19 protein-coding genes are annotated in these 23,653 nt (G+C 44.7%); 3 read left to right on the forward strand and 16 right to left on the reverse strand.

What is annotated here, in order from left to right:
• Nucleotides 1-102: 102 nt before the first annotated feature.
• From ACFI6J_RS16540 to ACFI6J_RS16565, 6 genes are all read right to left on the reverse strand, one after another.
• The gene (locus ACFI6J_RS16540; RefSeq protein WP_348670762.1) at nt 103-762 is read right to left on the reverse strand and encodes an SDR family oxidoreductase; all 660 of its coding nucleotides are present in this window, start codon (nt 760-762) and stop codon (nt 103-105) included.
• A 131-nt stretch (nt 763-893) separates the two neighbouring features.
• Nucleotides 894-1,643, reverse strand: coding sequence for a 3-deoxy-manno-octulosonate cytidylyltransferase (gene kdsB / locus ACFI6J_RS16545; protein WP_423088252.1), 750 nt, complete (start codon nt 1,641-1,643; stop codon nt 894-896).
• Nucleotides 1,644-1,685: 42 nt separating this feature from the next.
• On the reverse strand, nt 1,686-1,880 hold the full coding sequence (locus ACFI6J_RS16550; protein WP_014949430.1) for a Trm112 family protein: 195 nt from the start codon (nt 1,878-1,880) through the stop codon (nt 1,686-1,688).
• Between the two features lie 5 nt (nt 1,881-1,885).
• Entirely contained in the window at nt 1,886-2,917 is a 1,032-nt protein-coding gene (gene lpxK / locus ACFI6J_RS16555) for a tetraacyldisaccharide 4'-kinase (protein ID WP_462586275.1), read from the reverse strand.
• Entirely contained in the window at nt 2,914-4,662 is a 1,749-nt protein-coding gene (msbA, locus tag ACFI6J_RS16560) for a lipid A export permease/ATP-binding protein MsbA (protein WP_287133332.1), read from the reverse strand. The genes lpxK and msbA overlap by 4 nt, the downstream gene beginning before the upstream one ends.
• A gap of 207 nt (nt 4,663-4,869) precedes the next feature.
• Nucleotides 4,870-7,464: a DNA internalization-related competence protein ComEC/Rec2 gene (locus ACFI6J_RS16565; protein ID WP_462586276.1), complete on the reverse strand. Its 2,595-nt coding sequence runs from the start codon at nt 7,462-7,464 to the stop codon at nt 4,870-4,872.
• 210 nt (nt 7,465-7,674) lie between these two features.
• Between ACFI6J_RS16565 and ACFI6J_RS16570 the strand changes: the two genes are divergently transcribed.
• The gene (locus ACFI6J_RS16570) at nt 7,675-8,202 is read left to right on the forward strand and encodes a DUF2062 domain-containing protein (RefSeq protein ID WP_252118440.1); all 528 of its coding nucleotides are present in this window, start codon (nt 7,675-7,677) and stop codon (nt 8,200-8,202) included.
• 224 nt (nt 8,203-8,426) lie between these two features.
• Here the strand turns inward: ACFI6J_RS16570 and ligA are convergent, their stop codons facing one another.
• The 3 genes from ligA to smc all read right to left on the reverse strand — a co-directional run bounded on the left by ligA (nt 8,427) and on the right by smc (nt 15,892).
• Nucleotides 8,427-10,463 carry an NAD-dependent DNA ligase LigA gene (gene ligA / locus ACFI6J_RS16575; RefSeq protein ID WP_462556786.1) on the reverse strand — a complete coding sequence of 679 codons (2,037 nt, stop codon included), beginning with the start codon at nt 10,461-10,463 and terminating at the stop codon, nt 8,427-8,429.
• Nucleotides 10,464-10,754: 291 nt separating this feature from the next.
• A complete protein-coding gene (gene zipA, locus ACFI6J_RS16580; RefSeq protein ID WP_348670760.1) occupies nt 10,755-12,332 on the reverse strand; it encodes a cell division protein ZipA in 1,578 nt (525 codons plus the stop codon).
• Nucleotides 12,333-12,352: 20 nt separating this feature from the next.
• On the reverse strand, nt 12,353-15,892 hold the full coding sequence (gene smc / locus ACFI6J_RS16585) for a chromosome segregation protein SMC (RefSeq protein ID WP_156086409.1): 3,540 nt from the start codon (nt 15,890-15,892) through the stop codon (nt 12,353-12,355).
• Between the two features lie 262 nt (nt 15,893-16,154).
• Between smc and cysZ the strand changes: the two genes are divergently transcribed.
• On the forward strand, nt 16,155-16,892 hold the full coding sequence (cysZ, locus tag ACFI6J_RS16590; protein ID WP_069944303.1) for a sulfate transporter CysZ: 738 nt from the start codon (nt 16,155-16,157) through the stop codon (nt 16,890-16,892).
• Between the two features lie 35 nt (nt 16,893-16,927).
• Here the strand turns inward: cysZ and ACFI6J_RS16595 are convergent, their stop codons facing one another.
• Together ACFI6J_RS16595 and nlpI are read right to left on the reverse strand one after the other, a co-directional pair.
• On the reverse strand, nt 16,928-18,592 hold the full coding sequence (locus ACFI6J_RS16595; RefSeq protein ID WP_156086407.1) for an SEL1-like repeat protein: 1,665 nt from the start codon (nt 18,590-18,592) through the stop codon (nt 16,928-16,930).
• 12 nt (nt 18,593-18,604) lie between these two features.
• Entirely contained in the window at nt 18,605-19,507 is a 903-nt protein-coding gene (gene nlpI / locus ACFI6J_RS16600) for a lipoprotein NlpI (protein WP_014949420.1), read from the reverse strand.
• A 135-nt stretch (nt 19,508-19,642) separates the two neighbouring features.
• Here nlpI and cdd point away from each other — a divergent pair, with 135 nt between their 5' ends.
• Nucleotides 19,643-20,050, forward strand: a complete 408-nt coding sequence (gene cdd / locus ACFI6J_RS16605; RefSeq protein WP_319633853.1) for a cytidine deaminase — start codon at nt 19,643-19,645, stop codon at nt 20,048-20,050.
• A gap of 93 nt (nt 20,051-20,143) precedes the next feature.
• Here cdd and ACFI6J_RS16610 read toward each other — a convergent pair whose 3' ends face one another.
• From ACFI6J_RS16610 to ACFI6J_RS16630, 5 genes are all read right to left on the reverse strand, one after another.
• On the reverse strand, nt 20,144-20,812 hold the full coding sequence (locus ACFI6J_RS16610; RefSeq protein ID WP_156086405.1) for a hypothetical protein: 669 nt from the start codon (nt 20,810-20,812) through the stop codon (nt 20,144-20,146).
• 2 nt (nt 20,813-20,814) lie between these two features.
• The gene (locus ACFI6J_RS16615; protein WP_156086404.1) at nt 20,815-21,417 is read right to left on the reverse strand and encodes an RNA polymerase sigma factor; all 603 of its coding nucleotides are present in this window, start codon (nt 21,415-21,417) and stop codon (nt 20,815-20,817) included.
• 9 nt (nt 21,418-21,426) lie between these two features.
• Complete coding sequence (locus ACFI6J_RS16620) at nt 21,427-22,119, reverse strand: energy transducer TonB (RefSeq protein ID WP_014949416.1); 693 nt, start codon at nt 22,117-22,119, stop codon at nt 21,427-21,429.
• 100 nt (nt 22,120-22,219) lie between these two features.
• Nucleotides 22,220-22,396, reverse strand: coding sequence for a hypothetical protein (locus tag ACFI6J_RS16625; RefSeq protein ID WP_014979255.1), 177 nt, complete (start codon nt 22,394-22,396; stop codon nt 22,220-22,222).
• A 95-nt stretch (nt 22,397-22,491) separates the two neighbouring features.
• Nucleotides 22,492-23,538, reverse strand: coding sequence for a succinylglutamate desuccinylase/aspartoacylase family protein (locus ACFI6J_RS16630; RefSeq protein WP_231506473.1), 1,047 nt, complete (start codon nt 23,536-23,538; stop codon nt 22,492-22,494).
• Between the last annotated feature and the right edge of the window lie 115 nt (nt 23,539-23,653).

A 23,653-nucleotide genomic window follows, 5' to 3' on the forward strand; every position in this document is an offset into this window, starting at 1 on the left:
GTTAAAGACAGGTGTAGTTTAAAAGTAAAAGAGCGCTTTTCGTAAGCGCTCTCTTGGTGTTATTGCATTATTGATTGAGTTTGTGGTAAGCCAACATTAAACCTACCAAGGCAACTCGTCACCATTTGAATGGATGAAGCGACCTGAGTTAGATACATTTAGCTCATCTATGCGTTGTGACAAACGCTCAGCACAGGTATCAGCATCAATATCTCCCGCTCCATTCACCATTTCTGTTTGAACGAATCCAGGATGGAAAATACCTACTGCAATCCCCTTGGGCTTCAGATCATTCGCCATGGATACTCCCGCCGCGTTTAGTGCGGCTTTGGACATTCGGTAGCCATAGTAGCCGCCTGAACCATTGTCTGCCATTGAACCCATTCGACTGGTAATCATGGCAATTTTACCGTCTTTTGCCATTGCGGGTAATAGTGTTTGAGTAACTAACAATGGACCTAATGCATTAACCCTAAATTGATAATCGATGGTATTTGGATCCCAATCGTCAATACTCTCGCGTCCGAGCACTCCGGCATTATTAATGAGCAAATCGATGTTAACGTCCATTAAAGGTGCAAGCTTTTCAGCCAACATTTCTGGTTGGGATACGTCCACACCTTTGATGATTGTCACACCTGCACTGTTTAGCTCGTCGCAACTGTTTCGACAGGTAGCATAAACTTTCGCACCACGTGCTTTATATTGCTTGGTGAGCGCAAGGCCTATGCCTCTGTTGCCACCGGTAATAACTACGTTCATAACGGTTCCCTTGTTACTATGTGTATGCGTTTAAAAGGTTTCACTTACCTTTTACAAGAACTGGCTGTTTAGATAAGGCTTATTGCTAATTTACTAAAAAGCATCAGCCCTATTTCAGCACTCATTTCTTATTAACTTATAGTCTTTAAAAGACGTTCTAGATCTTCCGGGGTATCAATTCCAACAGGCGGTGGCGCTATCGCCACCTCACAGTGAATCTTATCGCCATACCATATGGCTCGAAGCTGTTCTAAGGATTCAATTTGCTCCAGAGAGCTAGGCGCATAGGCAACATATTGCTTAACGTATTCAGCACGATAGGCATAAATACCTATATGGCGTTTGTACAGCGACGTATTTGCAGATTGCGGGTTTGCCATCATGTGATCGCGTTCAAAAGGAATAGGAGAACGTGAAAAATAGATAGACTCACCCTTTTCGTTTACCAACACCTTAACGATATTGGGGTTAAACACATCCTCAACACGTTCAATAGGCGTAGATAACGTAGCCATCTGACACTGAGGCGCATTGGCAAGATTATCTGCAACCTGCCTGATGTTTTCGGCGGGAATAAATGGCTCATCCCCCTGTACGTTAACGACAATAGTAGAACTCGCCATGCCTTCTTTTTCGATAACCTCGGCAATGCGCTCTGTTCCAGATTGGTGGTTGACAGACGTCATGCATACTTGAGCAAAACCAAGCACGACGTTTTGAATACGTTCATCGTCCGTGGCAACAATGACGTTATCGGCTCCAGCTTCTTTAGCACGTTCAACCACATGTTGAATCATCGGCTTTCCGTCAATAAGCGCTAAGGGTTTGCCAGGAAACCGACTTGAGCCGTATCGAGCAGGGATCACAACTGTAAATGACATAACTTTATTTCGCCCTTATTTACCACTTAGTTTAACGTTTTATTACCGTGTTGCGTCTACATCGTCTAACGACAATGCTGTTGCTTTACTTTCGATAAGTACAGGGATGCCATCTTTAATATCGAAAGCCAATCTATCAAATCGACACACTAACTGGGTGCTATCATCACTCAGAACTAATTTTCCCTTACACACTGGGCAAGCCAAAACTTCTAAAAGCTTTTTATCAAAGGCCATTGTTATTATTCCTGTCCGTCTTGGTTGATCTTCAAACCTGCCTTGGCAAGTTTCACATTTACTAAATTAAAAAAGTCTGGCGCTAAATGCGCGGTAACAGGTAAAAACCAGCAGTCGTTATGAGCAAAAGGTGCAGCTTTAACGGCGTCTTTTTCTGTCATTAACACTCTGCCATTGGGTATGTCTGACCGTGTGATCGCATGGTGATCCGCCAGCGGTGTAGCCGAAGAAAGCTGAATACCCATTTCTTTAAGCTGAGAGAAAAAACGCTGAGGTGAACCTATTCCAGCAATTGCGCTGCACGGCACTTTTTGTATCTCTTCAAGGGGACTGGTACTTACTCTGTTTGAAACAGAGGTGAAGTCCCCTGCTACTAAGGTCATTAAATATTGAGGCGCTACAGCATGGCTAAATGTCGGCATCGAACGGCTATTATGTATTAGCGCATCAACGGTACCAAGGCGCCATTGTCCTTCGCGAAGGGGCCCCATAGGCAGCAAATAACCACTGCCTACTTTTCTGTCGTCCATCACTACAATTTCAACGTCGCGATGAAGCGCGTAATGTTGAAGACCGTCATCACAAATAATTAAATCACAGTGTAATTCGTCACTTAAGTACGCGGCTCCTCGTGCGCGGACTGGATCGATAACAACGTCGCACTGGCTTCTAATGGCCAGTAAACGAGGTTCGTCACCCACTTCAGACGCATCATCTTCGCCTTTCACTAATCGCGGGTATTCTGGTGATTTAGCGCCATAGCCCCGACTTAAAATACCGACCTTTATGCCCTGCTTCTGGTAATAATCGGCTAAAGCTAATACGACCGGCGTTTTTCCGTTGCCGCCCACTGATATGTTGCCAACGACAATCACGGGAGCATTAGCCTTAAAGGCCTTTTTGAGTCCAATTTTAAAAAGTAATCGTCGAATTGCCGAAATAAAGTAGAACAGTAGCGCAAATGGTGAGAGCAGCCACACTAAAGGATGGCCGAAATACCATTTATCATGCTTGGTTTTACTTTGTGATTGACTCACTTAGTCTCACCAAATTGCAACGCGTGCAGTTGCGCGTAGTGACCACCTTTTTCAAGCAATTCGTTGTGTTTACCTTTTTCAATAATGCGCCCCTGCTCCACTACCATAATGCAATCTGCGTTTTCGATGGTAGACAAGCGGTGCGCCACAACAATGCTGGTGCATCGTTTTTGCAGCGTTTCTAATGCGTCTTGGATCAAACGCTCAGACTCTGTATCAAGGGCAGATGTCGCTTCGTCAAGAATAAGTATGGGCGCTTCGGCAAGTATTGCCCTTGCAATGGCAATACGCTGACGTTGGCCACCAGAAAGCATTAAGCCGTTTTCACCAATAATCGTATCTAACCCTTCAGGCAAGTTTGATAAAAACTCTTCAACGTGCGCCATTTTTGCCGCATTCTCGATGTCTTTGCGAGATACATTTTGGCGCGCACCATAAGCAATATTGTTAGCTATGGTATCGTTAAATAGCGTAACGTTTTGCGATACCACGGCAAACTGCGCCCGCAGATCTTTAAGATCAATATCGTTGAGCGCCGTGTCATCCAAGCGAATTTCACCTTCTTGCGGTACATAAAAGCGTGTAAGCAGCGACGAGATGGTCGATTTACCACTTCCCGAGCGCCCTACCAAAGCAATCGACTGCCCAGGGTTTGCGATAAAGCTCACATTCGATAACGCGGGCGTCTGTTTTCCTGGATAAGAGAACGTAACGTCGTCAAATTCAATTTTTCCTGTTGCGCGCTCTACTTTGGTTTTCCCTTTATCTTCTTCGTCTGCTTCATCAAGAATTTCAAAAATACTCGCGCAGGCTGCCATACCTTTTTGAAATTGGTTATTAATGGTAGTGAGCTGTTTAAGGGGCTTCAGCAGCATTACCATGCAAAAGACCACATTGATAAATACACCTGCAGTAAGCTTTTCAAGCATACCAGGCGTGCTGGCAATAAACAGAACGACTGCAAGGGCAATTGACGCTATTACCTGTATTGAAGACACACTCAAAATAGAAGTGACATTCAACTTCATTGACTGTTGACGGTTGTGATTGTTTTTCTGCTCGAAACGCTTTTGCTCTATTTCTTGACCGCCAAACATGATCACAACTTTGTGACCTTTCACCGCTTGCTCTACCGACGATGTTAGGTTGCCCATTGATTGTTGAATGTTTTTACTTACAACGCGAAAACGCTTACTAACGATAGAAACAATCACTGCCACAATCGGGCCAATTAAAAGAAATATGAGAGAAAGCTGCCATGAGTAATAGAACATGACACACAGCAAACCGATGACCAGTGCGCCTTCCCTCACCAATGTTAGCAGCGCCTTACCAGATGCATTAGCCACTTGCTCTGTGTCGTAGGTGACTTTACTGATAAGCCCGCCAACCGCATGATTATCGTGAAATGCCACTGGAAGATGAATATATTTTTCAAACAACTGCTGGCGCATGCGCATTACCACCTGAGCACCAATCCAGCTTAGCGTGTAACTACCTAAAAAGTTGAAAACACCCCGTAACAAAAAGAGCGGCACAATCGCATATGCGGCTAGACGTAGATAGTCATGGTCGTTTTTCCCCAGTGATTCGTCAATCATTGGCTGAAGCTGGGAAAATACGAAGGTATCTACCGCGGAATAACCAATCATACCGATGATGGCAAAAACGAAAGGCACTTTATACGCTTTAAGATACTGTAAAAAGCGCTTAATTTGATAATCCGAGTTGTCGGCTTGTTGCATGTAGTTTTTTTAACCTGTTTGAAACGTTAACAAAAACGCGTTGGAAGTATTGTACTCGTTCTCGCTCTAATTCACTAATATAGCGGCAAAATTGGTTAGTCTGCCAACTAAGTGAATAATGTGTGGCCACTTCATACCTATTTAAAGGTATTCGTGCACATCTTCGTTTCGTTACAAGCTAATATTTTTGGCATTTGACGATATTATTTAGTCTTTGAGGTGTCGCGGTGTAATGCCTGGTAAATACCAGCGTTTTTTCAACGTTCCACGTTGGGAATCTATATGGAAAGAATTCTTATCGAAGGTTGCGCTTATATATCCGTGATAGCTTGTTAAATATTGCGTTACGCCCAAACGCTCGTAACGTTTAGCCACAACATACGCAGGAAACTGCCATCGATTCTCATAACCTTGCGTAAAGATCACAGCTTTTGGTGCGACGTGTTCTATAAAAACATTAGTAGAAGATGTTTTGCTTCCGTGATGCGGCGCAATAAGAATGTCGGCACTTAGATTTGTAGAACTCGCTAAAGTATCCATTGAAGCCCCCTCTGAAAAACCATCCATGATTTCACGGGTTATCAACGCGTACTCACTTGTTTTCTCAATGTCACCAGGAATTAACACGCTACCAGCGTCGCTTGTTATTTTAACCACACACGACATGGCATTGTTGTCTTCTTTGTTGCCATTTGGCGGCCATAGAAAATTGATTGTTAAGTTCTGCCAGCGTATACGCTTTCCTCGCTCACAACCTAATGTTGGTGTGTAGAAAGTGGCTTTTTTAGCTAAGGCGTGTTGTCCAATGGCTAATGCCCCACCTGCATGATCGTTGTCACTATGCGTATGAACTACAACATCTATATTTGAAATATGCTTACTTTCTAAAAAAGGTAACAGGTGTTTCGTTGCAGTATGAGCATTGCCATTAAACTGAGCGCCAGAATCAATAATCATAGCCCGACCTCCCGCAGTCACTGCAATAGCACTGGCCTGGCCCGCATCAAATACATGCAGCGCCCATGCCGATTCATTGGTAGGTAACCACTTTTGAAAAATGCTTAGCGATGGGAGCAAGAGAAGCGCTACGCAGATAGCTTTGTACCGCCATGTTGGCAAAAGAAAAATAAAAAAAGCGACAATTAGACAAAGTGCCGCACCACTACTTACGTAAAAACTGATAGCGCTCCCAGAAAACTGACTAAGAACGTTCAAAAGCGATAACAAATACCCTAAACACACATCACTGTAATGCATAAGCATGCCCGTAACTTGTTGTGCGAAAGGCAACTCAGCAAAATGAAGGACTAACAACGAAATTAAACAAATAGGTAAAAGTAACGATATGATGGGCAAGGCGATTAAGTTGGTAACAACTGCAACAAAACTGGCGCTACCAAACCATATTAGGGTTAGGGGCATCATTATTACGGTAAGTGCTACTTGTAGTTTAAACAAAGACACATACCATGGTGCTCGCTGTAGCCCCCAAACAACAACTAAAAACCAAATGCACAGTACAGCCCCTATGCTCAAGTAAAAGCTAGCGCTTAATATAGAGAGAGGAAACAGCAACAAGCTCAAAGTAAGCATTGTGAGCGCAACATTTACTGGCCGCCATGCATGTCGAGAAAGAGACAGCACGCTCCCCATAGTTACCAGTATCAGCGCACGCACAACCGGCAATGCGCTTCCACTAAGCAACGCGTAACAAAAACAAGCAGCGACAAGCACACAAAGCACAGAGGCTCTAATTGGCGCGCTGGTTTCAAACATCTTACTTATTTGCTGCTCTCTGTTCTTTCGACCTGTTGCCGGATAGTTGATGGAGGCTGAACGTACTAACCAATATTTCGCTCTGCCTAATAGGCCTGTAACATGCGTGAGTAAAAATATAACGGGGTTAAAAAACAATAGGCAGACCCCAGCGATAAGTGATAGATGCATGCCTGATATACTAAACATGTGCCCAGTGCCGGTGCGTTGTAACAGAGTCCAATCACCCAACGTGAAGCCCGTTTTATCCCCTAGCAGCAATGCGCGCCACCATTTTTCATGAACAAGGTCTAGCTTCTGCAATGTTGTAGCAAGTTCATAACGCACTGAGTGATTATGCTTTGTTTTATCGTGCTCTATCGACTTGATATAGCCAGTTGCATGAATAAATTGGCTAACCAACTGCTGTTGTCGGCTAGCTCCAACAGGATTAGCCGTACCGTATGCAGGTTTAAGTTTTACAATTGCGGTGAAGGTATCGCCGTTGTGCAAACAATTTAATTTCACCTGAGACGGAGAAACTGATTGAGGCCGCACGCCTATAGTTCCCTGTTGAGCATATGCGATTTTCTTGTTGGCTAAGCCTTCGCTTTTTCGATCATTTGGGAATTCATAACGTTGGTGAGTAAGACGAGCTTTGAAATTAAACGTGCTAGTTAAAACACGCTTAGGCAAGGGGGAAAGTATACCGTTGTCTAGAAATGTCGCTGTGCTTTCACGGTTGACAGACTCAATAGCGACAACATACTGATAAGCCGCATCCGGCACGCTAGCAGTGCCGAAGATACATCCCCCCGACACAACTCGACCTGAAATTGTGACATCTTGTTGAATTTTCCCTTGGGGCAGTTGCCAAGCGTAGTAAAAATGCCCTACACTCGCCACCCAAAGTACTCCAGACAGCAGTCCGCTCACTGCCCAACATAGCAGCACCTCTGGAAATGCATGATGTTCAGCGGGTTTTGTCGTCGAAATGAATATAATGATAGTCACAGATATTATTAAAATGGCAATCATCAATGCCATGCTGTGAGTACTTGGAAGTATTTGCCAGAAAACTGCACTTATTGCGCTAGCGCAAAAACAGCTTAAGCAAATTGTGATACGATTGACCATGTTTTCACGTAGCAATTGACAGTGAGTGAATGTGGGTGGTGCAAATTCATGTTGCGCAATTCCGTTTACTGTAGTTTTTTCTGTCTTTTTTGATTTTATTTTCGAGATGCATTGATATTTATGCCTAAGAAATTTATCCGACGTTTTTTGCCAGATCACCAAAGCATTAAGCAAAACAAAGCTTTAAAAATTTTTGGTAGCGTATTGCACGAGCCCAATCTTTGGCACTTAAACCGTCGTTCTGCATCTGGTGCATTTGGCATAGGTTTATTTTTCGCGTTTTGGCCGGTACCCTTTCAAATGTGGCTTTCTGCCGGTTTAGCTATTCCATTTCGCGCAAACCTGCCCTTATCTGTTGCAACTGTTTGGGTGACTAACCCTTTTACTATTCCGCCTATATTTTATGGGGCATACAAGGTTGGTACTACTGTACTTGGGACCAAGCCTGAGCATTTTGAATTTCAGTTTAGTTGGCAGTGGGTTGTAGAAAGCATTAATACCATTGGCCCTGCATTTTTAGTCGGGTGTGGAATTTGCTCGGTTGTGTTTGGTCTAGCGGGTTATTTCTCTTTAAACTGGGTTTGGCGCTTTCAAGTGAAAAAAGCCTGGGAAAGACGCAGACAAATGCGGAATCAAGAAGTCCACTAGCGTGAGAGCCCTACACTTGAGGGTTTGTAGAAATATTTACCTTTTCTCAAGCCCCTTACAACGTTCAGTACAAAATACGCCGTAAAAGAAAGAGCAAGAATTACAAAAAACGCCACTTCATAGAAGTGGCGTTTTTTATTGGTAACTATCATTATGAGTTCGGCGTTAATTTATTCAGGAAAACCATTACGCCGAGCTCTGTTATTGAATTTAAGCCAGACAGGCTACTTTTCATGCTCTGATAAAAAAGCGATAAGCGCAGCTTCGTCCCATACCTCCACATCTAGCTCTTGTGCTTTGGTTAGCTTGGAACCCGCTTTTTCACCTGCTACAAGAAAGTCGGTATTCTTACTTACCGAGCCTGCCACTTTTGCACCAAGTAACTGCAAACGGGCTTTCGCATCAGAACGCCCCATTTCGCTAAGCGTACCGGTAATAACGCATGTTTTGCCTTCAAGAGGCAAATTATCCGAATCTGGCTTTTCAATAGCTGGCCAATTAATTCCTTCTTTTAATAGCGCATCAATAACATCGGTATTGTGTGACTCGTTAAAGAAATTGAAAATGTGGGTAGCCACCACTTCACCAACGTCTTGGACTTCAACCAGTGCTTCAAGCGACGCCTCGCGAATAGCTTCCAAGGTTTCGAAGTGCGCAGCCAAGTTTGCCGCAGTAGCTTCGCCAACCTCACGGATCCCCAATGCGTATAGGAACTTGGCAAGCGTGGTTTGCTTTGAAGCTTCAAGCGATGCCAGTAGCTTACTGGCAGACTTTTCAGCCATGCGCTCTAGCCCAACAACATCGCCTAACGAAAGCGTGAAAAAGTCGGCGGGACTGTGCACAAGATCAGCGTCAACTAACTGATCGACTAACTTGTCGCCCAGACCATCAATATCGAATGCTTTACGCGAAGCAAAATGCTTAAGCGCCTGTTTGCGTTGTGCGGCACAAATTAGTCCACCGGTGCAACGAGCAACCGCTTCATCTTCTAGTTTTTCAACCTGCGAGTAACACACTGGGCATTGGCTTGGGAAGCTAATGTCAGTTTCGCTACCTGTGCGATTAGCTTCTACCACAGACACCACCTGAGGAATAACGTCACCTGCACGGCGGATTACCACGGTGTCGCCAATTTTAACGCCTAACCTGGAAATTTCGTCCTGATTGTGAAGTGTAGCATTAGATACTGTAACTCCGCCTACAAACACGGGCTCTAAACGGGCAACCGGCGTTATCGCACCAGTCCTTCCTACCTGAAACTCAACGTCAAGTAGCTTAGTTACTTCTTCTTGTGCAGGAAACTTCTGTGCAATGGCCCAGCGAGGCGCTCGCGCCACAAAGCCAAGGGCATTTTGCAGGTCAATACGGTTAACCTTAAACACAACGCCGTCAATGTCATACGGCAAACTGTCGCGCTTTTCCAAAATGTGGTTGTAGTACGCCAAGCAGCCTTTACCGCCCTCGGCGGTGTCGATATCAGGGCACAGCGGCAGCCCCCAATTACCCAATTGCTTAAGGCGCTCGCTGTGTGTTGTGGGTAATTCAAAGCTTTCGGGTTGCACTACGCCTAGCGAGTAGGCATAAAACATCAGCGGGCGCTTGGCCGTAATTTTAGAGTCTAACTGTCGTAAACTGCCAGCCGCAGCATTACGAGGGTTCGCAAAAACCTTACCACCCGTTTCTTTTTGATGTTCGTTGAGTTTTGCAAAGCCCTCACGAGGCATAAACACTTCACCGCGCACTTCTACGCGCTCAGGATAATGCTCACCACGAAGCGTTAACGGCACATTAGAAATGGTACGCACGTTAGCCGTGATATTCTCGCCTACCTGGCCGTCACCACGGGTTGCAGCACGCACTAATTCGCCATTTTCATACAGAATACTTACCGCTAAACCATCTAGCTTGGGTTCGCAGCTAAAATCTAACGTTGCCGAATCTTTTAGTCTGTCTTTTAAACGTTTTTCGAAGGCAAGCAGTGATTCTTCATCAAAGGCGTTATCCAGCGACAGCATAGGAACATCATGGGTAACTTGTTCAAAGGCCGATAACGCTGCGCCCCCTACTTTTTGACTGGGAGAATTCGGGCTTTGAAGCGTAGGATATTGTTTTTCTAGCGCAATAAGCGCCTGCATATCTCTATCATATACTGCATCAGGAACCGAAGGGTCATCCATCACATAGTACTGATAGTTGTACTCATTAAGTGTGTTGCGAAGTGTTGCTATTTGTTGCTTTGCTTGTTCTAAAGAATCTGACATGGAGTTGTTGTCACGCCGTTTAAATAGTTAAAAGTATTACAATTCGTTGCCAAGGCCTATTCGCCCAAGCCGCTGTATGTTCCAAATGGGCTGCAAAAACCTGATCTATTTCAGTCAGGTTGTGAAACGTACAGCCACGCTACAATGCTATGGCTTGCTAGCCCTTGTTATACATCAAAGATCAATAGACCCTAATCAACAGAAAAGGACCTGGGTATGAGCCAAGTCCTTTTTTGTTTTTGCACCTACATGAATAATCCACAAGATTGAGGCGCAAGTGATAAATTAACGCTAGCTGCGCGCAATCATACGCTTGCGCTCAAACTCACGAATTTTCTCGACGTATTGCTGTAAGCCCTGCTTCGTTAATACGCTTCGGCGCCCATCAAGTACTTGTGCGCCGAACTCATCTGCCAATTTGCGGGCTGCATTGTGCATCATGTTAAACACTTGATGAGGGTCGCCCTCAATAGGCAATATCATAAACAGTGAAATACCTTGGGTTTCAAAGTTCTCTAGGTTATCAATATCGAAAACCCCAGGCTTAAACATGTTAGCAAGGCTAAACAATACTGGCCCTTTGCCATTTGAGTTTACGTGGCGGTGGAAGATGTCTTGATCGCCAAATTTAAACCCTAGCGTTAATAACATAGGTAATAGTGCAGCGCCTGAGATAGGCTCGCCTTCTGGCGTTCTTACATTTAATACTAAAACCTCGGGTTCAATCGACGACTTAGCGGTCTTTGATGTAGTTCCAGCACCATCATTACCTGACTCATTAGCACTAAAGCTTTCATCGCCAAAATCTGCGCTAGCTGCTTCACTGGTGTCAAAATCAATACGCATTTGATCGTCACCAAAATTCGGCTCTTCACGTCTTCTCACTGGCGTTTTGCTTCGTTTGTTACGTGCAAAACGTCGCGGCTGTTCATTTTCTTCATGAACATCGCTGGATGAAACAGACTCTTCGGGTGCATCTAAACTAAAATCAGCAACTTCTCTTTCGTTTTTAGCCGGCGGCTGCACTGTTTCAGGCTCTTCCTCCAGCGTTGGGTCGATATAAAACTTCTGTGCAGGACGAACTGGCTCTGCACGCCCTCTTTCTTGATGACCGCCCGCCTGACTCTGAATTGGGTCATGCGATTGTACGTTATCCGCTCTCTCCTGATTACTTGGAGTATTTGGCTGTTCGCTCTCTTCACGCTGACCATGCGACGCTAAAGACGTTTCCTCTTGCTCTTCGCCTTCACGAAGTAAGAAGCCTGGAGGTTCAGGGAACGCGGCAAGGTTTTCGTCGCCTCTGTTAGCACCTTTTGTTGATGGGCCATCGGGACGAGTTTGCCCTTTCATGTGTGGCTTCGGATTCGTAACCACAGAGCCATAGAGCTTTGGTGCTTTCTCAGCTTCTTCTTTCCCGTCAGACGGCATAGCTGAATTACCAACGCTGCTTGAGCGTTTACCCGCATGCTCACCGTGTGCGCCCTCTTTTCCATCACCGTGCTCTTTTGACGTGGCATGTTGAGACAAGCTATCCTCGTCATCAGCTTCTTCGCTGCTGTAAGCATGTTTTTCATTGATATCGTGATGCGCAGGGCTTTTTGCCGTATTCGTCGATACGTCGCTTGCAGCCTCATGCTCTTGGTTTTGTGATTTGCTAACCACGCGCACCGCGCCAATGCCAAGCTCGTCGAAGCCTTCTTGCTCGTCGGACTCGAAATCGTTGTCATCATCTTGCCACTGACGGGGCTCTAAGCGCTCTTTTTCCGAAGGCTTACTGTTTTTACGAATTTTCCAAATACCATGGGCAAGCACTGCGATGATAAAAACCGTGCCTCCAAGGAGTAAAAATAGACGTAATTGATCTTCCATTTAATTTCTTTCGCCCTTTGTTATGCTTCTGCGAAGGCTACAGCCTCGTCCACATCTACCGCCACCATGCGCGAAACTCCCGGTTCCGCCATGGTAACACCGGTGAGGTGACTGGCCATTTCCATCGCTATTTTATTGTGGGTGATATAAATAAACTGCACTGTTTGTGACATTTCTGACACTAAGTTACAAAAGCGCCCTACATTTGCATCATCCAATGGTGCATCTACTTCATCCAGCAAACAAAATGGTGCCGGATTTAATCTGAAAATAGCAAACACCAATGATAAAGCGGTTAGTGCTTTTTCTCCACCGCTTAAGAGGTGAATCGTACTATTTTTCTTACCAGGGGGGCGAGCCATTATCGCCACCCCAGTTTCTAACAAATCGTCATCGGTAAGCGCAAGATACGCCGAACCGCCCCCAAACACTTTTGGGAATAACGTTTTAAGGTCTTCGTTAACCTGTTCAAAGGTGGTAGAAAAGCGCGTGCGGGTTTCTTTATCAATTTTCCGAATGGCCGACTGTAGCGTTTCCAAGGCTTCAGTAAGGTCGTTGTGCTGTGTATCTAAATGTGACTTTCTTTCCGACTGGGTTTCATATTCTTCAACCGCAGCTAAGTTCACAGCACCTAAGCGCTGCAAATTAGCCTGCGTTTTTTCAAGGTCTTCTTGCCAGCGCTTCTCTTCGGCATCTTCAGGTAAGGTTTCTAGAATGCTCTTCAGCGACTGCTGCGTTTCATCAAGCTGTTCTAAAATCGTATTCGCACGTACCCGATATCCTTCAATATCAATGTTGAGTTTATCGATGTTTGTCTGTCGCGTTTGAATATCTTTACCCAGAGCTTGATGCCCTTTTTCGGCTTCTCGCAACCACTGCTCTATATCTTCAAGACTACTTTGCTTAGTACTTTTCAGCTGTTCTAATTCCGATTTGTTTTCCAACAGCGACTGAAGCTCTGCTTCTTGAATTTCTTCAGGAGACGTCAACTGTGTAAGTTCTTTTTGTAATCTTTCTTTGTTTTTTATGTACTCTTCACGCTGCTGAAGGTTACGTGTAACCTGTTGACTATATAAATTTTGATGGTTCTCAAGTTGCTGCTTCTTAAGTGCAAGCTCATGATTTTGCGATGTTAATGCATCAACTAACGCGCGTAACTCTGATGTAGTTCGCTCATTTGCATCGCGCTTAGCGTTCACATCGTCAATGTGTACTTCGTGTTCAAGAATTTGTGCCTCTTGAAGCTCTAATTTTTCCGAAAGTTGGGCTAGTTGCTCTTCTTCTTTCGCTAACATTAACTCTTGCTTTGCTAACTCGTCATTAAGTTTGGCAGTGCGTGTTGACTGTTGCTCTTGCTGCATTTCAAGCAAAGAAAGTTTATTTTTAAGCTGTGCGCGCTGGTTTTCTTTTTCACCCAAGGCGCTCTGAATAGCCTGCTTTTGCGCTTCGCTCTGTTCAAGTGCCTGTTTGACGCGCTCTAGTGAATGCTCAATCTCATCTATAAGGCTTTCAGTTTCTTCAATGCTGTCTACCAGCCCCTTAATTTTGTTCGCCCGCTGCAAAGCACCGTCGCTTGCTTCGCCAGGTTTCACTACCCACTGTGAGCTTGCCCACAACCCTGAAGGCGAGATTGCGCTAGTAAACCCCTTGGCTATACCTTCAGGTTCTTCTTCTTTATCAAGAATGCTTACAAAAGCACTTTCAATCGTTTCCGCAAGTTCGTCATCATTGCTACAAAGGTAAATGTCATTAAAAAATGCGGGAACACGCTGTGTTGACGATTCATAAGTGCTAGATTCAGTTAATAGAGCGTGTGCTAGTGAACCCGATTTGGCAGTGCTTACAAACGCCTTATCGGTAAACACTTTAATGCCGCTTGGCAAATTATCTTGGTTTTGAAGCAATGCCTGTATGTCATGGCTTTTGGCAACAACGGGGTCTTTTGCGTGTTGTAAAATCGATTCTACACAAGGTGCAAGAGTTTGGTTAGAGCTAAACTGCTGCCACAGCTTTTCTATCCCGTTTAACGTTACGTCTTCATTATTTGAAGCATCTTGTTGAAGCGCTTCTAGCGCAGCTTTTGTGGACAGTGCAGTTTGTAACTGGCCCTGGGTATCACGGCGCTTCGCTTCTATAGCGTTGACTTCGCCTTGTTGCTGCGACACCTTTTGATTGGACTCTTGAAGTAATTGCTTAGCTTCGTCAATGTCTAAATCAAGTTCGCTACATTGCTCTTCTAAAAGTGTTATCTGACTGGCAAAATCTTCTTCATCTAGCTGTTTTAGCTCGTCTTGTAGTTCGCTGATACGCTGAGAAGTGCGTAACTGCATGCTCATAGTTGACTGAATTTGGCTATGGCATTGCTGAACATTCTGACGAAGTTGATTGTAGGTTTGTTCTTGCGCTCGCGCTTGTGCGTTAAATTCTCTTAGCGCTTGTTCAGCGTCTTCAAAACGCTCTTTGGCATGCGCTAACTCTGCTTCCTTAAGGGCAAATTCAGGCTCAATATTTTCAAGCGCCTCGTTTGATACCGCAAGCGCTTCCTGTGCCTCGTCAATAGAGTGGTTAAGCAATTCGTGTTGCTCGCTAATTCGTGCTAACTCTTGCTCTACCTGCCCTTTGCGTTGTTTTGCGTGCAGCGCATTTTGCTCTAGTCGTGTTATTGCGTTACTGGTAGTAAACAGCTGCTGCTGAAGATCATCTATCGTTTGTTTTGTTTCCAGCTGCTTGGTTTTGTACGACTCAAGCCCCGCTTCATCGCCCTGTAGTTGAGCCACTAAGTCGTCAACTTCTAACTGCAGTGCTTGCTGCTGTTTTTGCAGCGCTTCAATATGTTCACTATTTTTCAGAAAACGAAGGGCTGCTAACTGGCCTTTTAGCTCTCTGGCTTGTGCACGTAGCGTTTTGTAACGAGTAGCCGCGGCCGCCTGACGCTGTAATTTTTCGAGCTGCTTGCCCAATTCATCGCGCACATCATTCAAGCGTTCAAGGTTATCTTGCGTGTGCCTTATACGGTTTTCTGTCTCTCTACGGCGCTCTTTGTATTTTGAGATACCCGCGGCTTCTTCTATGAATACACGCAAGTCCTCTGGTTTTGACTCGATAAGCCGCGAGATCATACCTTGCTCAATGATGGCGTAAGAACGGGGGCCCAGCCCTGTTCCTAAAAATAGATCGGTGACATCACGCCGGCGACATTTAGTGCCGTTTAGAAAATAGGTAGAGGTGGCGTCCCGTGTAACTAAGCGTTTAACAGACAGCTCATTGTAGTTGGCAAATTCACCCGCTATCCGCCCTGCACTGTTGTCGAAAACAAGTTCAACGCTACATTGCCCCACTGGCTTACGAGACGAAGAGCCATTAAAAATCACGTCGGTCATTGCATCGCCGCGTAAGTTTTTGGCAGAACTTTCACCTAAAACCCAACGTACAGCATCAATGACATTCGACTTGCCGCAGCCGTTAGGACCTACGATGGCGGTCATTTCGCCGGGGAATGGAATAGTAGTTGGCTCAACAAAGGACTTGAAACCCGCGAGCTTAATCTTTTTAAGCCTCACACATCATCCCTCTTAAACACAAAGCTGCACGCGGTATCGCCTTGATATTAGCCAGAAACCAGCTAACCATCGGCTGAAATAGCAGTTGAAGTAGAAATGATGCAATCACACGGAAGATTCTTTTGTTATTATGCTTCGACTCTACCAAATCTAACAGCTTGTAACAATTACCATTTCACTGAGTTAGGCAGAGAATAGGCCAAGCGCGTATGATAGAGCAGATAGTTAACAAACACAGCGTTTCAAACGCGAAGGAGTACGAATGAGTTCAGGCGGTGTACATTATTTCTTTGAAGGCTTTTCGCTTATAAAAACCAAAGGATTAAAGCGTTTTGTTTTTGTACCCCTAACAATAAACTTAGTGCTTTTTTCTGTGGCTTTTTACTTCTTATTTGGCCAAATAGAAATGGGTATCGCTTATGTGATTGATCTTGTACCTGAATGGTTAGGCTGGATAAAAACAGCGATCAGCTTTTTCTTGTGGCCCCTAGCAGTCATCAGCGTATTGCTCATTTTCGCACTCATCTTTGGTACACTGGCAAACTGGATAGCTGCGCCGTTCAACGGTGTATTATCAGAAAAAGTAGAGCGTCACCTAACGGGTCAAGATTTAGGTGACGAGGGTGTAATGGCTTTAGTTAAAGACATTCCTAGAACTGTAGGCCGTGAACTTACCAAGCTCGTTTGGTATTTACCTCGCGCTATTGGTTTTTTGTTATTGTTCTTTTTCCTACCTATTATCGGGCAAGTCTTGTGGTTCTTATTTAACGCCTGGATGATGGCAATTCAGTACTGCGATTACCCATACGACAACCACAAGATAGATTTTACGCGCATGCGCCTGCACCTTGGCGAACACAAAGGGAAAGCGATGACGTTTGGAATGATGGTGAATATATTCTCACTTATTCCCGTGGTTAACTTTATCGTTATGCCCGTAGCAATTTGTGGTGCAACGTCTATGTGGGTAAGAGAGCTTAAAGACACACTCGCCAAATAGTGGCGAGTGCATTGTTTTAGTAATGAGAGCTGCGGTTATTTGCCACCAGTAAACGCTTCGTATTCAGCTAACCAGTGTGCGGCTTCTTTTTGGTTGCCGCTATTGTGGAACGCCTGGAAAAAATTCATTGAAATAGGTCGCTGGGCATTTTGTTTTTCCAGCTGCTGCTGCCACAGTACCAAATATAAAGGCGGGATCACGCCGCTATCGTGATGTTCCATAAAGGTAATTCTGCGACTGGGCTTATAGCTGTTTTTCCCCAATACGGTGCACGTCTTGGCGCGTGCAATAATGGCTGCAGGATCTATCTCTAGCCAATTTTCAACCGTTTCGTGAGGTGCGTACCAATACTCAGAGTCTACGATTAGGTTTGGTGGTGCAAAATCGCTTATTCCATCTTCATCGCACAGCCTATTCGCCATGCCCTTGCCAATAGGATATTCGTCAGCGAAGCCTGCGAAGTGCGCTAGCTCATGAACAAACACTGAATAAGCGTCACTGATGTCTAAGTACATTACGCCGTTTTGAACATTTGCCTTACCCTGCTCTGCCACTACTACTGCATGACTAAATTTCTGCTTTTTCGCAATGCTTGCCAAAGGAGTAATACTACAGCCTAAGATCCCAGCGTTCTTATAATCCGGATCGCAGCTTAGTACATCGGGTTTAAGCCAAATAGGCGGGGCCAGGCAAATAGAAAGGTTCTGCAGGCGCTTGTCGTCATTGAATGAGTTATAAAGACTGTGAGCACGCATGATAGTAGCTAAACTGGTAGCAAAAGGCTGAATACGCTGAAGGCATTTCCCTTCATTCTCCCAGTTAAATGAAGGAGACTGCTTTAGTGCTTGCTGTATAGAATACGGCGTGTAGAGATTGATGGCCTCTAAGGCTTTTTCCGCTTGAAGATGCCCTTTCTTCGCGGCAAAGCTAAAATGCTCCTTAGCCTCAGAAAATTCCCCTTCGTCCCACAGAAGGCGAGCATACTTAAATGCACTTTGCATGTCTAAGGTTGCTGTTGCTGCGAGCAGTGGTTTCGCTAATTGTTGCTGCCCGTGTAGAAGATACCAATCGGCCAATGCGGCCTGTGCGGGTACGTAGTTTTGTGAAGCCGCGCGTACCAGCCACTTCTCACGTTTTTCTGGCGAATCGGTAGACATTGCAAACGCAAGCTGTGCTTCTGCGACCTCGCCGAGCGCCGCTAAGCGCATAAAGCGCTGTGACGCACCTTCTTCACCTAATATTTGGTACAGCAGCCATGCAGCGTCTGCGTTTTCAAGATTCACTAGCTTCTCTAGAAAATAGGTTGCAGTGGCTTCATCGATATAGTCAGTAGCAATGAAGCCTGCGTTATACGCACGCTCAAATTCACCGAGCAAGCGTGCCTGTGCATTTTCACTGCCCTGCTTTGCAGCTAGCCAAAGTAGCGCTAGTGCGTCATGCTTAAGGTGATAGTCAGAATAATCGAAACGTTCGGTAATATCCGAAGTTTGAGCGTCGGGAGAAGATTCTGTGCTGTCCTGTGCCATGCCGTCGGCAGTATTTGCTGAAGCAGAGCTCGCCTTTTCAGTTGGGTCGCTATCTGACACTAGGCTTGCCGGCGTAAGTACCTTGCTTGCATTAGCAATTAGTTGCGGGACATAGCGTCCGCTATCGCCCGCAACTATGAGCAGTGCGAACACTGCTAAAAATAAGCCTCGCATAACGCTTGCTGCTTACTCTTCGCTAACCAGATCGCTGCTAGCTAGTTCACGCAAACGGTTAAGTTCCATTCGTGCGTAGCGGTGTTCAACGTAATCAAATACATTGGTGCTTAATGCAAGCTTGAAGTAATTTGATGCAATACCGCTGTTGCCGCGCTGAGTATGAAATTTACCTAAGTAAAAATACGCTTCACACAACCTGTCTGTTAACGCTTTTTGGCTTTTCACACCGTCTAACAATGAGTTAAGTACATCGTTCTCATCAACAGTACCTAAAAACAAATCCACCAGCGTAGTAGCCCAGTGCTGGTTGTCCAGCGTTGGTCGAATAGAAGCCAAGTATTTTTGTCCTTCAAGCTCTGACACGTCGTGATGCGCAAAGTAGGCCCACAGAGCGCGAAATGGATCGCTGTCATCTTTTTCAAAAAAGCGGTTTAGATCGTTGGTCGCGAGTTCGGCGCGGCCACCGTAATAAAGCGCAATACCGCGATTTAGGAACGCGAAATCATACTCTGGGTTGATTTCCAGCGTGGAGTCGAATGCGTCGTAAGCCTGAATAAAGTCGTTCTGCTGAATATAGTGAATACCCATAGAATTATAGGCTTCAGCCAAATCTGGCTTTAAATTAATGGCTTGGGTGTAATCAAACTGCGCTAAGCCCGATAGGCCCACGCTGTCGTACAACATGCCTCGTTGAAAGTGCAGTTCAGCTTTGTCTTCATCTGATAACGCAGGGCTGGTAAGCACCTGATTGTAACGAGCAATAGCCATTTCGGAACGAGGATTAATGGGCGCAGGTTCGGCTAAAAGCAGGTTTCCCATTTGTGGTCTTTCTGAAACAGGTGGTGTTTGCGCACAACCGGTTAAAATAGCAGCGAATAGAGAAAAAAAGATGAGACTAACGTTTCTGCACATGGTAAAAAAGCATTCTATAAAAAAAGAAAAAACCGCCTGAGTATTAAGTATACGCTTGTTGCGGCGCTAATGCCGCCAACCTTCTCGCATTTGATGATAAAAGTAAAGTGTATTGGGTGGTTAACACAGGTAGCTATGAAGAAAAATAATTTAGAACAACTATCACAACTTGCTTTTGACGCACAGAAAAACTCACACTCACCTTATTCCAACTTCAAAGTTGGTGCTGCGGTGCTTACTCCAAGCGGCGAAACCTTCTCTGGTTGTAATGTAGAAAGTGCTGCTTTTCCATTAGGACAATGCGCTGAAGCCACAGCTATTGGCAATATGGTCACACAGGGACACAAACGTATTTCGCATATCGTTATTGCGAGCCCGAACGACGAGTTTTGCTTTCCGTGCGGTGGATGCAGACAGAAAATTGCTGAGTTCGCCCCGGATGAAACTCCCGTAACCATGGTAAGTCAAAACGGCGAGACATTCGAAACCACCATTGGTGAGTTACTTCCAAGTGCCTTTAGGGCGCACGATCTAGACAAATAAGTCATTCCTAAAATACTGTTCGTAATCGAGGCTCGAGCGAGTTTCACCGCCCTTACCTCGTTTACGAACGCATCCAGCTAAACGCCATATAAATCAGCACATCAACGGCTTACTCGACTGTTTAATTGAAAGTATTCTTCCTTGCGCATCAAAGGCGAGCGCCACATGCGTGCCAATATCGATATCCCCTTCTATGCGACCGTTAATATTTAATGATGCGATAAGGTTTTCAGAAACCACAACTTGCTGATTTTGGCAGCTCACCAAGAGCCAATACCCATTTTGCGCTGTAAGCGTGGCTGGCTCTAACGTAACTGCTCTAGCGACTAAATTGCTTTCAATATATTGTTGAGTATAGGCATTAAATCGCGCTTTATAATCAGTTCCGGCTTTACCAGCTAGAAGCTTATCTTCTCCTTCGAATCCGTGATATTGAACAATGTCTACACGGTGTGCTGCCGTCTGTAATGGCGACGAATGGTTACGTTGAAATGTTCCTATATTGTATACGCCCAACATTGCGACAATAGCAAATGCCACAGCCGTGAAACGTAGGGTTGAAGAAGCGAAGTACGCTCGAATATTAGCAGCCGTAGCAGCAAATACGCGTTTTATTCCACTATCACTTTCTATTGCCTTGTTGTACGCGAGAACCCTTTCACGAATTCGAGCATTAGCCTTTTCGCTCATTCCATCATTTTGCTTTTGTACCTGCTGGCTGCGTTTAAACGCATCTTGTAGCTCTTTATCTGATGTAGACATGATTACAGTTTCTCCAGCATGGTTTTAAGGCTGTCTTTGGCATAACGTATCCGGGTTTTAATCGTTTCTTTTTCAGCACTGCAAATAGTGGCGATTTCCGCTAATGAAAAACCTTCAAACTGTAGCGAAAGCGCCTCTTTCTGTTTGTAGGGTAACTGCTGAATACATGCCTTAAACACGTCTTTTTCTATCCCTTTTGCTACGTCATCCTCTACCGAAGACTGTGCATTTTTAAGTAACTCACTTAACGAAAACGATTCAACTGCCTCGTTGTTATATTCAAGCTTGGCGTTTTTTCTGAATTCATCAATAAGCGTTCGCCTACCAATAGTGAACAGCCAAGCCTGAAAATTATCGCCACTTTTAAATAAGTGACGATTTTCGATAACTTTAATCCAAGTGCGCTGACACAAATCTTCTGCAACAGTGCTATCACTTAACACCTTCAAAAAATAAAATAGCTTATGGCTGTGTAAGTCAAACAGCGCGGCTAACGATGCTTCATCACCTTTTGCGCTGTACCGCAGCATTAGCCTTTCGCTGACTCCCAGCACTTTTTCGCGCTTGCCTTGAAACAGGCTTTGCAAGCTTGCGCCTATACTCATAGGCAGTCCTTATTGTTCTAATTTGAAATCTAATACTACAACCATACCTGATTGACTAACAGGTTTACCGCCATTCAGCTTGGGTTTGTACTTCCATTTTTTAAGCGCTCTGCGCGCAGCTCTATCGAACACGCGCTTGGGCTCTGAATCTAGTACTGTAATATCAGACACTGAGCCACTAGCACTTATCGTAAACCCTAGCTTTACCCAGCCTTCAATACCGTCGCGACTGGCCTCAGGTGGATAAGTGGGGTCTACCCTAAATTGGGGTGTGGCTTGCATATCACCTTGCGCACTATTTAGGTTAATCGACAAATCTAACGCAGTATTAGGTATGTGCGTTTTTATCTCAAAGCCTCCTGGGCCTTCATTGGGCTCAGGGTCAATCTCAATAACTTTTTGAGGTGGCGTTTTAATTACCTGCTCAATTGGCACCATTGGTTTTTTAGTGATGGTTCGTTCGTCTTCAGGTTGGTAAATGATCGGCTCAAAGAACACCGGTGGGGCTTCGCTTATGTTTACTTTGTCTTGCTTAATGAGCTCTGCCATTAATACGAAAAGTCCTGCCGTAACGGTACATCCAGCAATAGCAATTGTGGCCGCGTTTAAAGCACGTTTAGCGAAAGGCGCTTTTTCAAACGGTAGTACACTTTGGTGTGTTAAGTGCTTTGGGTTGGCGTTTGGTAAAATTGTTGTTTGCATAATGTTCCCCCTTTTTTCACTAAACGGGGGAACTGATATAAAGGGGTGAATAAATGTGAACGTTTTTATTTAACGTTGACGTTTTACAATGAACGAAAGGTTAACTTTTATTTTGGTTACTCGGCTTTTCGCCTTCACGAGTAGGCTCTGCAGACGTCTGATTGGCGCGGTTTTCTTCTTGGCGTTTATTCAGTTTAGCAGCGGCCATAAATCCAATAAAAAATATGGCAAAAATAACAACGCCCACCCAAATCAATACATTAAAAAGAAAGTCCATATCATTCCCTAATCACAATTTCGTGAAATAACTTTAACATTTATTTGTTTGAGTAGGTTAATTAGATCACCACTGTAACTACGCCACCAGCTTAGTTATTCAGAAACTTCAACACCAATAGCCATAACAGACTGTCCGTCTTTGATGGCTGGCATTTGATTAACCATCATAGCCGTGCCATCAACGGGCGATTTAATGGTTTCAACGAGATTTCCAAAATAGTCCGTGACCGCACCTACATCCTGTCCTGTCTTTACTTTATCGCCTATCACCACAGAAGCTTTGAAGAACCCGTTTTTTGAGCTCTTTGGATATTTGATTGTTTCATAGATAACTGGCTCGGGGTGCTGCTTTGGCGTCTCTGGCAGCATTTTCAAAAAATACATGGCGTTTTTAGCCACATCTAGCGCTTCTGCTATTGATTCTTCATCTGTCTGTGCCAAATGCCCAATTTCAGTCGTCAGTCCCGGCTTTCCTCTCGTCATCGCTGTGTTAGGGTATGAAATTGAATTGTTGGGATCTCTTGGGCGGTCGCCATACATAACGATATGCTGCATGCCCGTGGCTTTGGCAAATTCAAATGTTAACGCATCAAGTTCTTCGTCGCCCACAAAAGGAGAATACACATGATTCAGCAACGTTTGGTTTGCGCTACCAGAATGCATGTCGATCAAAAAATCTGTTTTGCCAATAAACTCTCTGGTTAGCAGCTCCGCAATCTGTTCTGTTGGTGTGCCATCAACGCTCCCTGGGAATTCCCGATTTAGGTTTTTCTCATCTTTAGGGTTCAACGCGATTCTATTTGCGTGAAACCCATCTAAGTTTGCCAAGTGCAACACAACCAACACACCGCTCATCTCTTTAGGATCAATGCTTTGCTGTAGTTGCTGCAACGCATACATAGATGGAAACTCATCGCCATGAATACCAGCGGTAAGCAACAATACAGGACCGTCACTTTTTCCGTTAACAACCGTCACTGGCAAAGTTATGTTGTTTTCTTTAGCAAGATATGACGTTTTCTGCCCCGTTTTTGTTGTCACCCCCATTAATTCATAGGGCGCATTTGCACTAACATTGAGGCTAAACGCACAGCATAGGGAAACAACAATGGAGGCAAGAGGATTTTTCTTAAATAGCATAGCTGACAACTCATGAGAAAATAGCGCACTAGTAAGCCAGAACGTTCCAACTTAATCAATAAAGAGTATTTTAAAACACCTTTGCAAAAAAATACCCGCTATAAAGCGGGTATTC

The sequence above is a fragment of the Alteromonas sp. G4i13 genome, assembly GCF_054960505.1.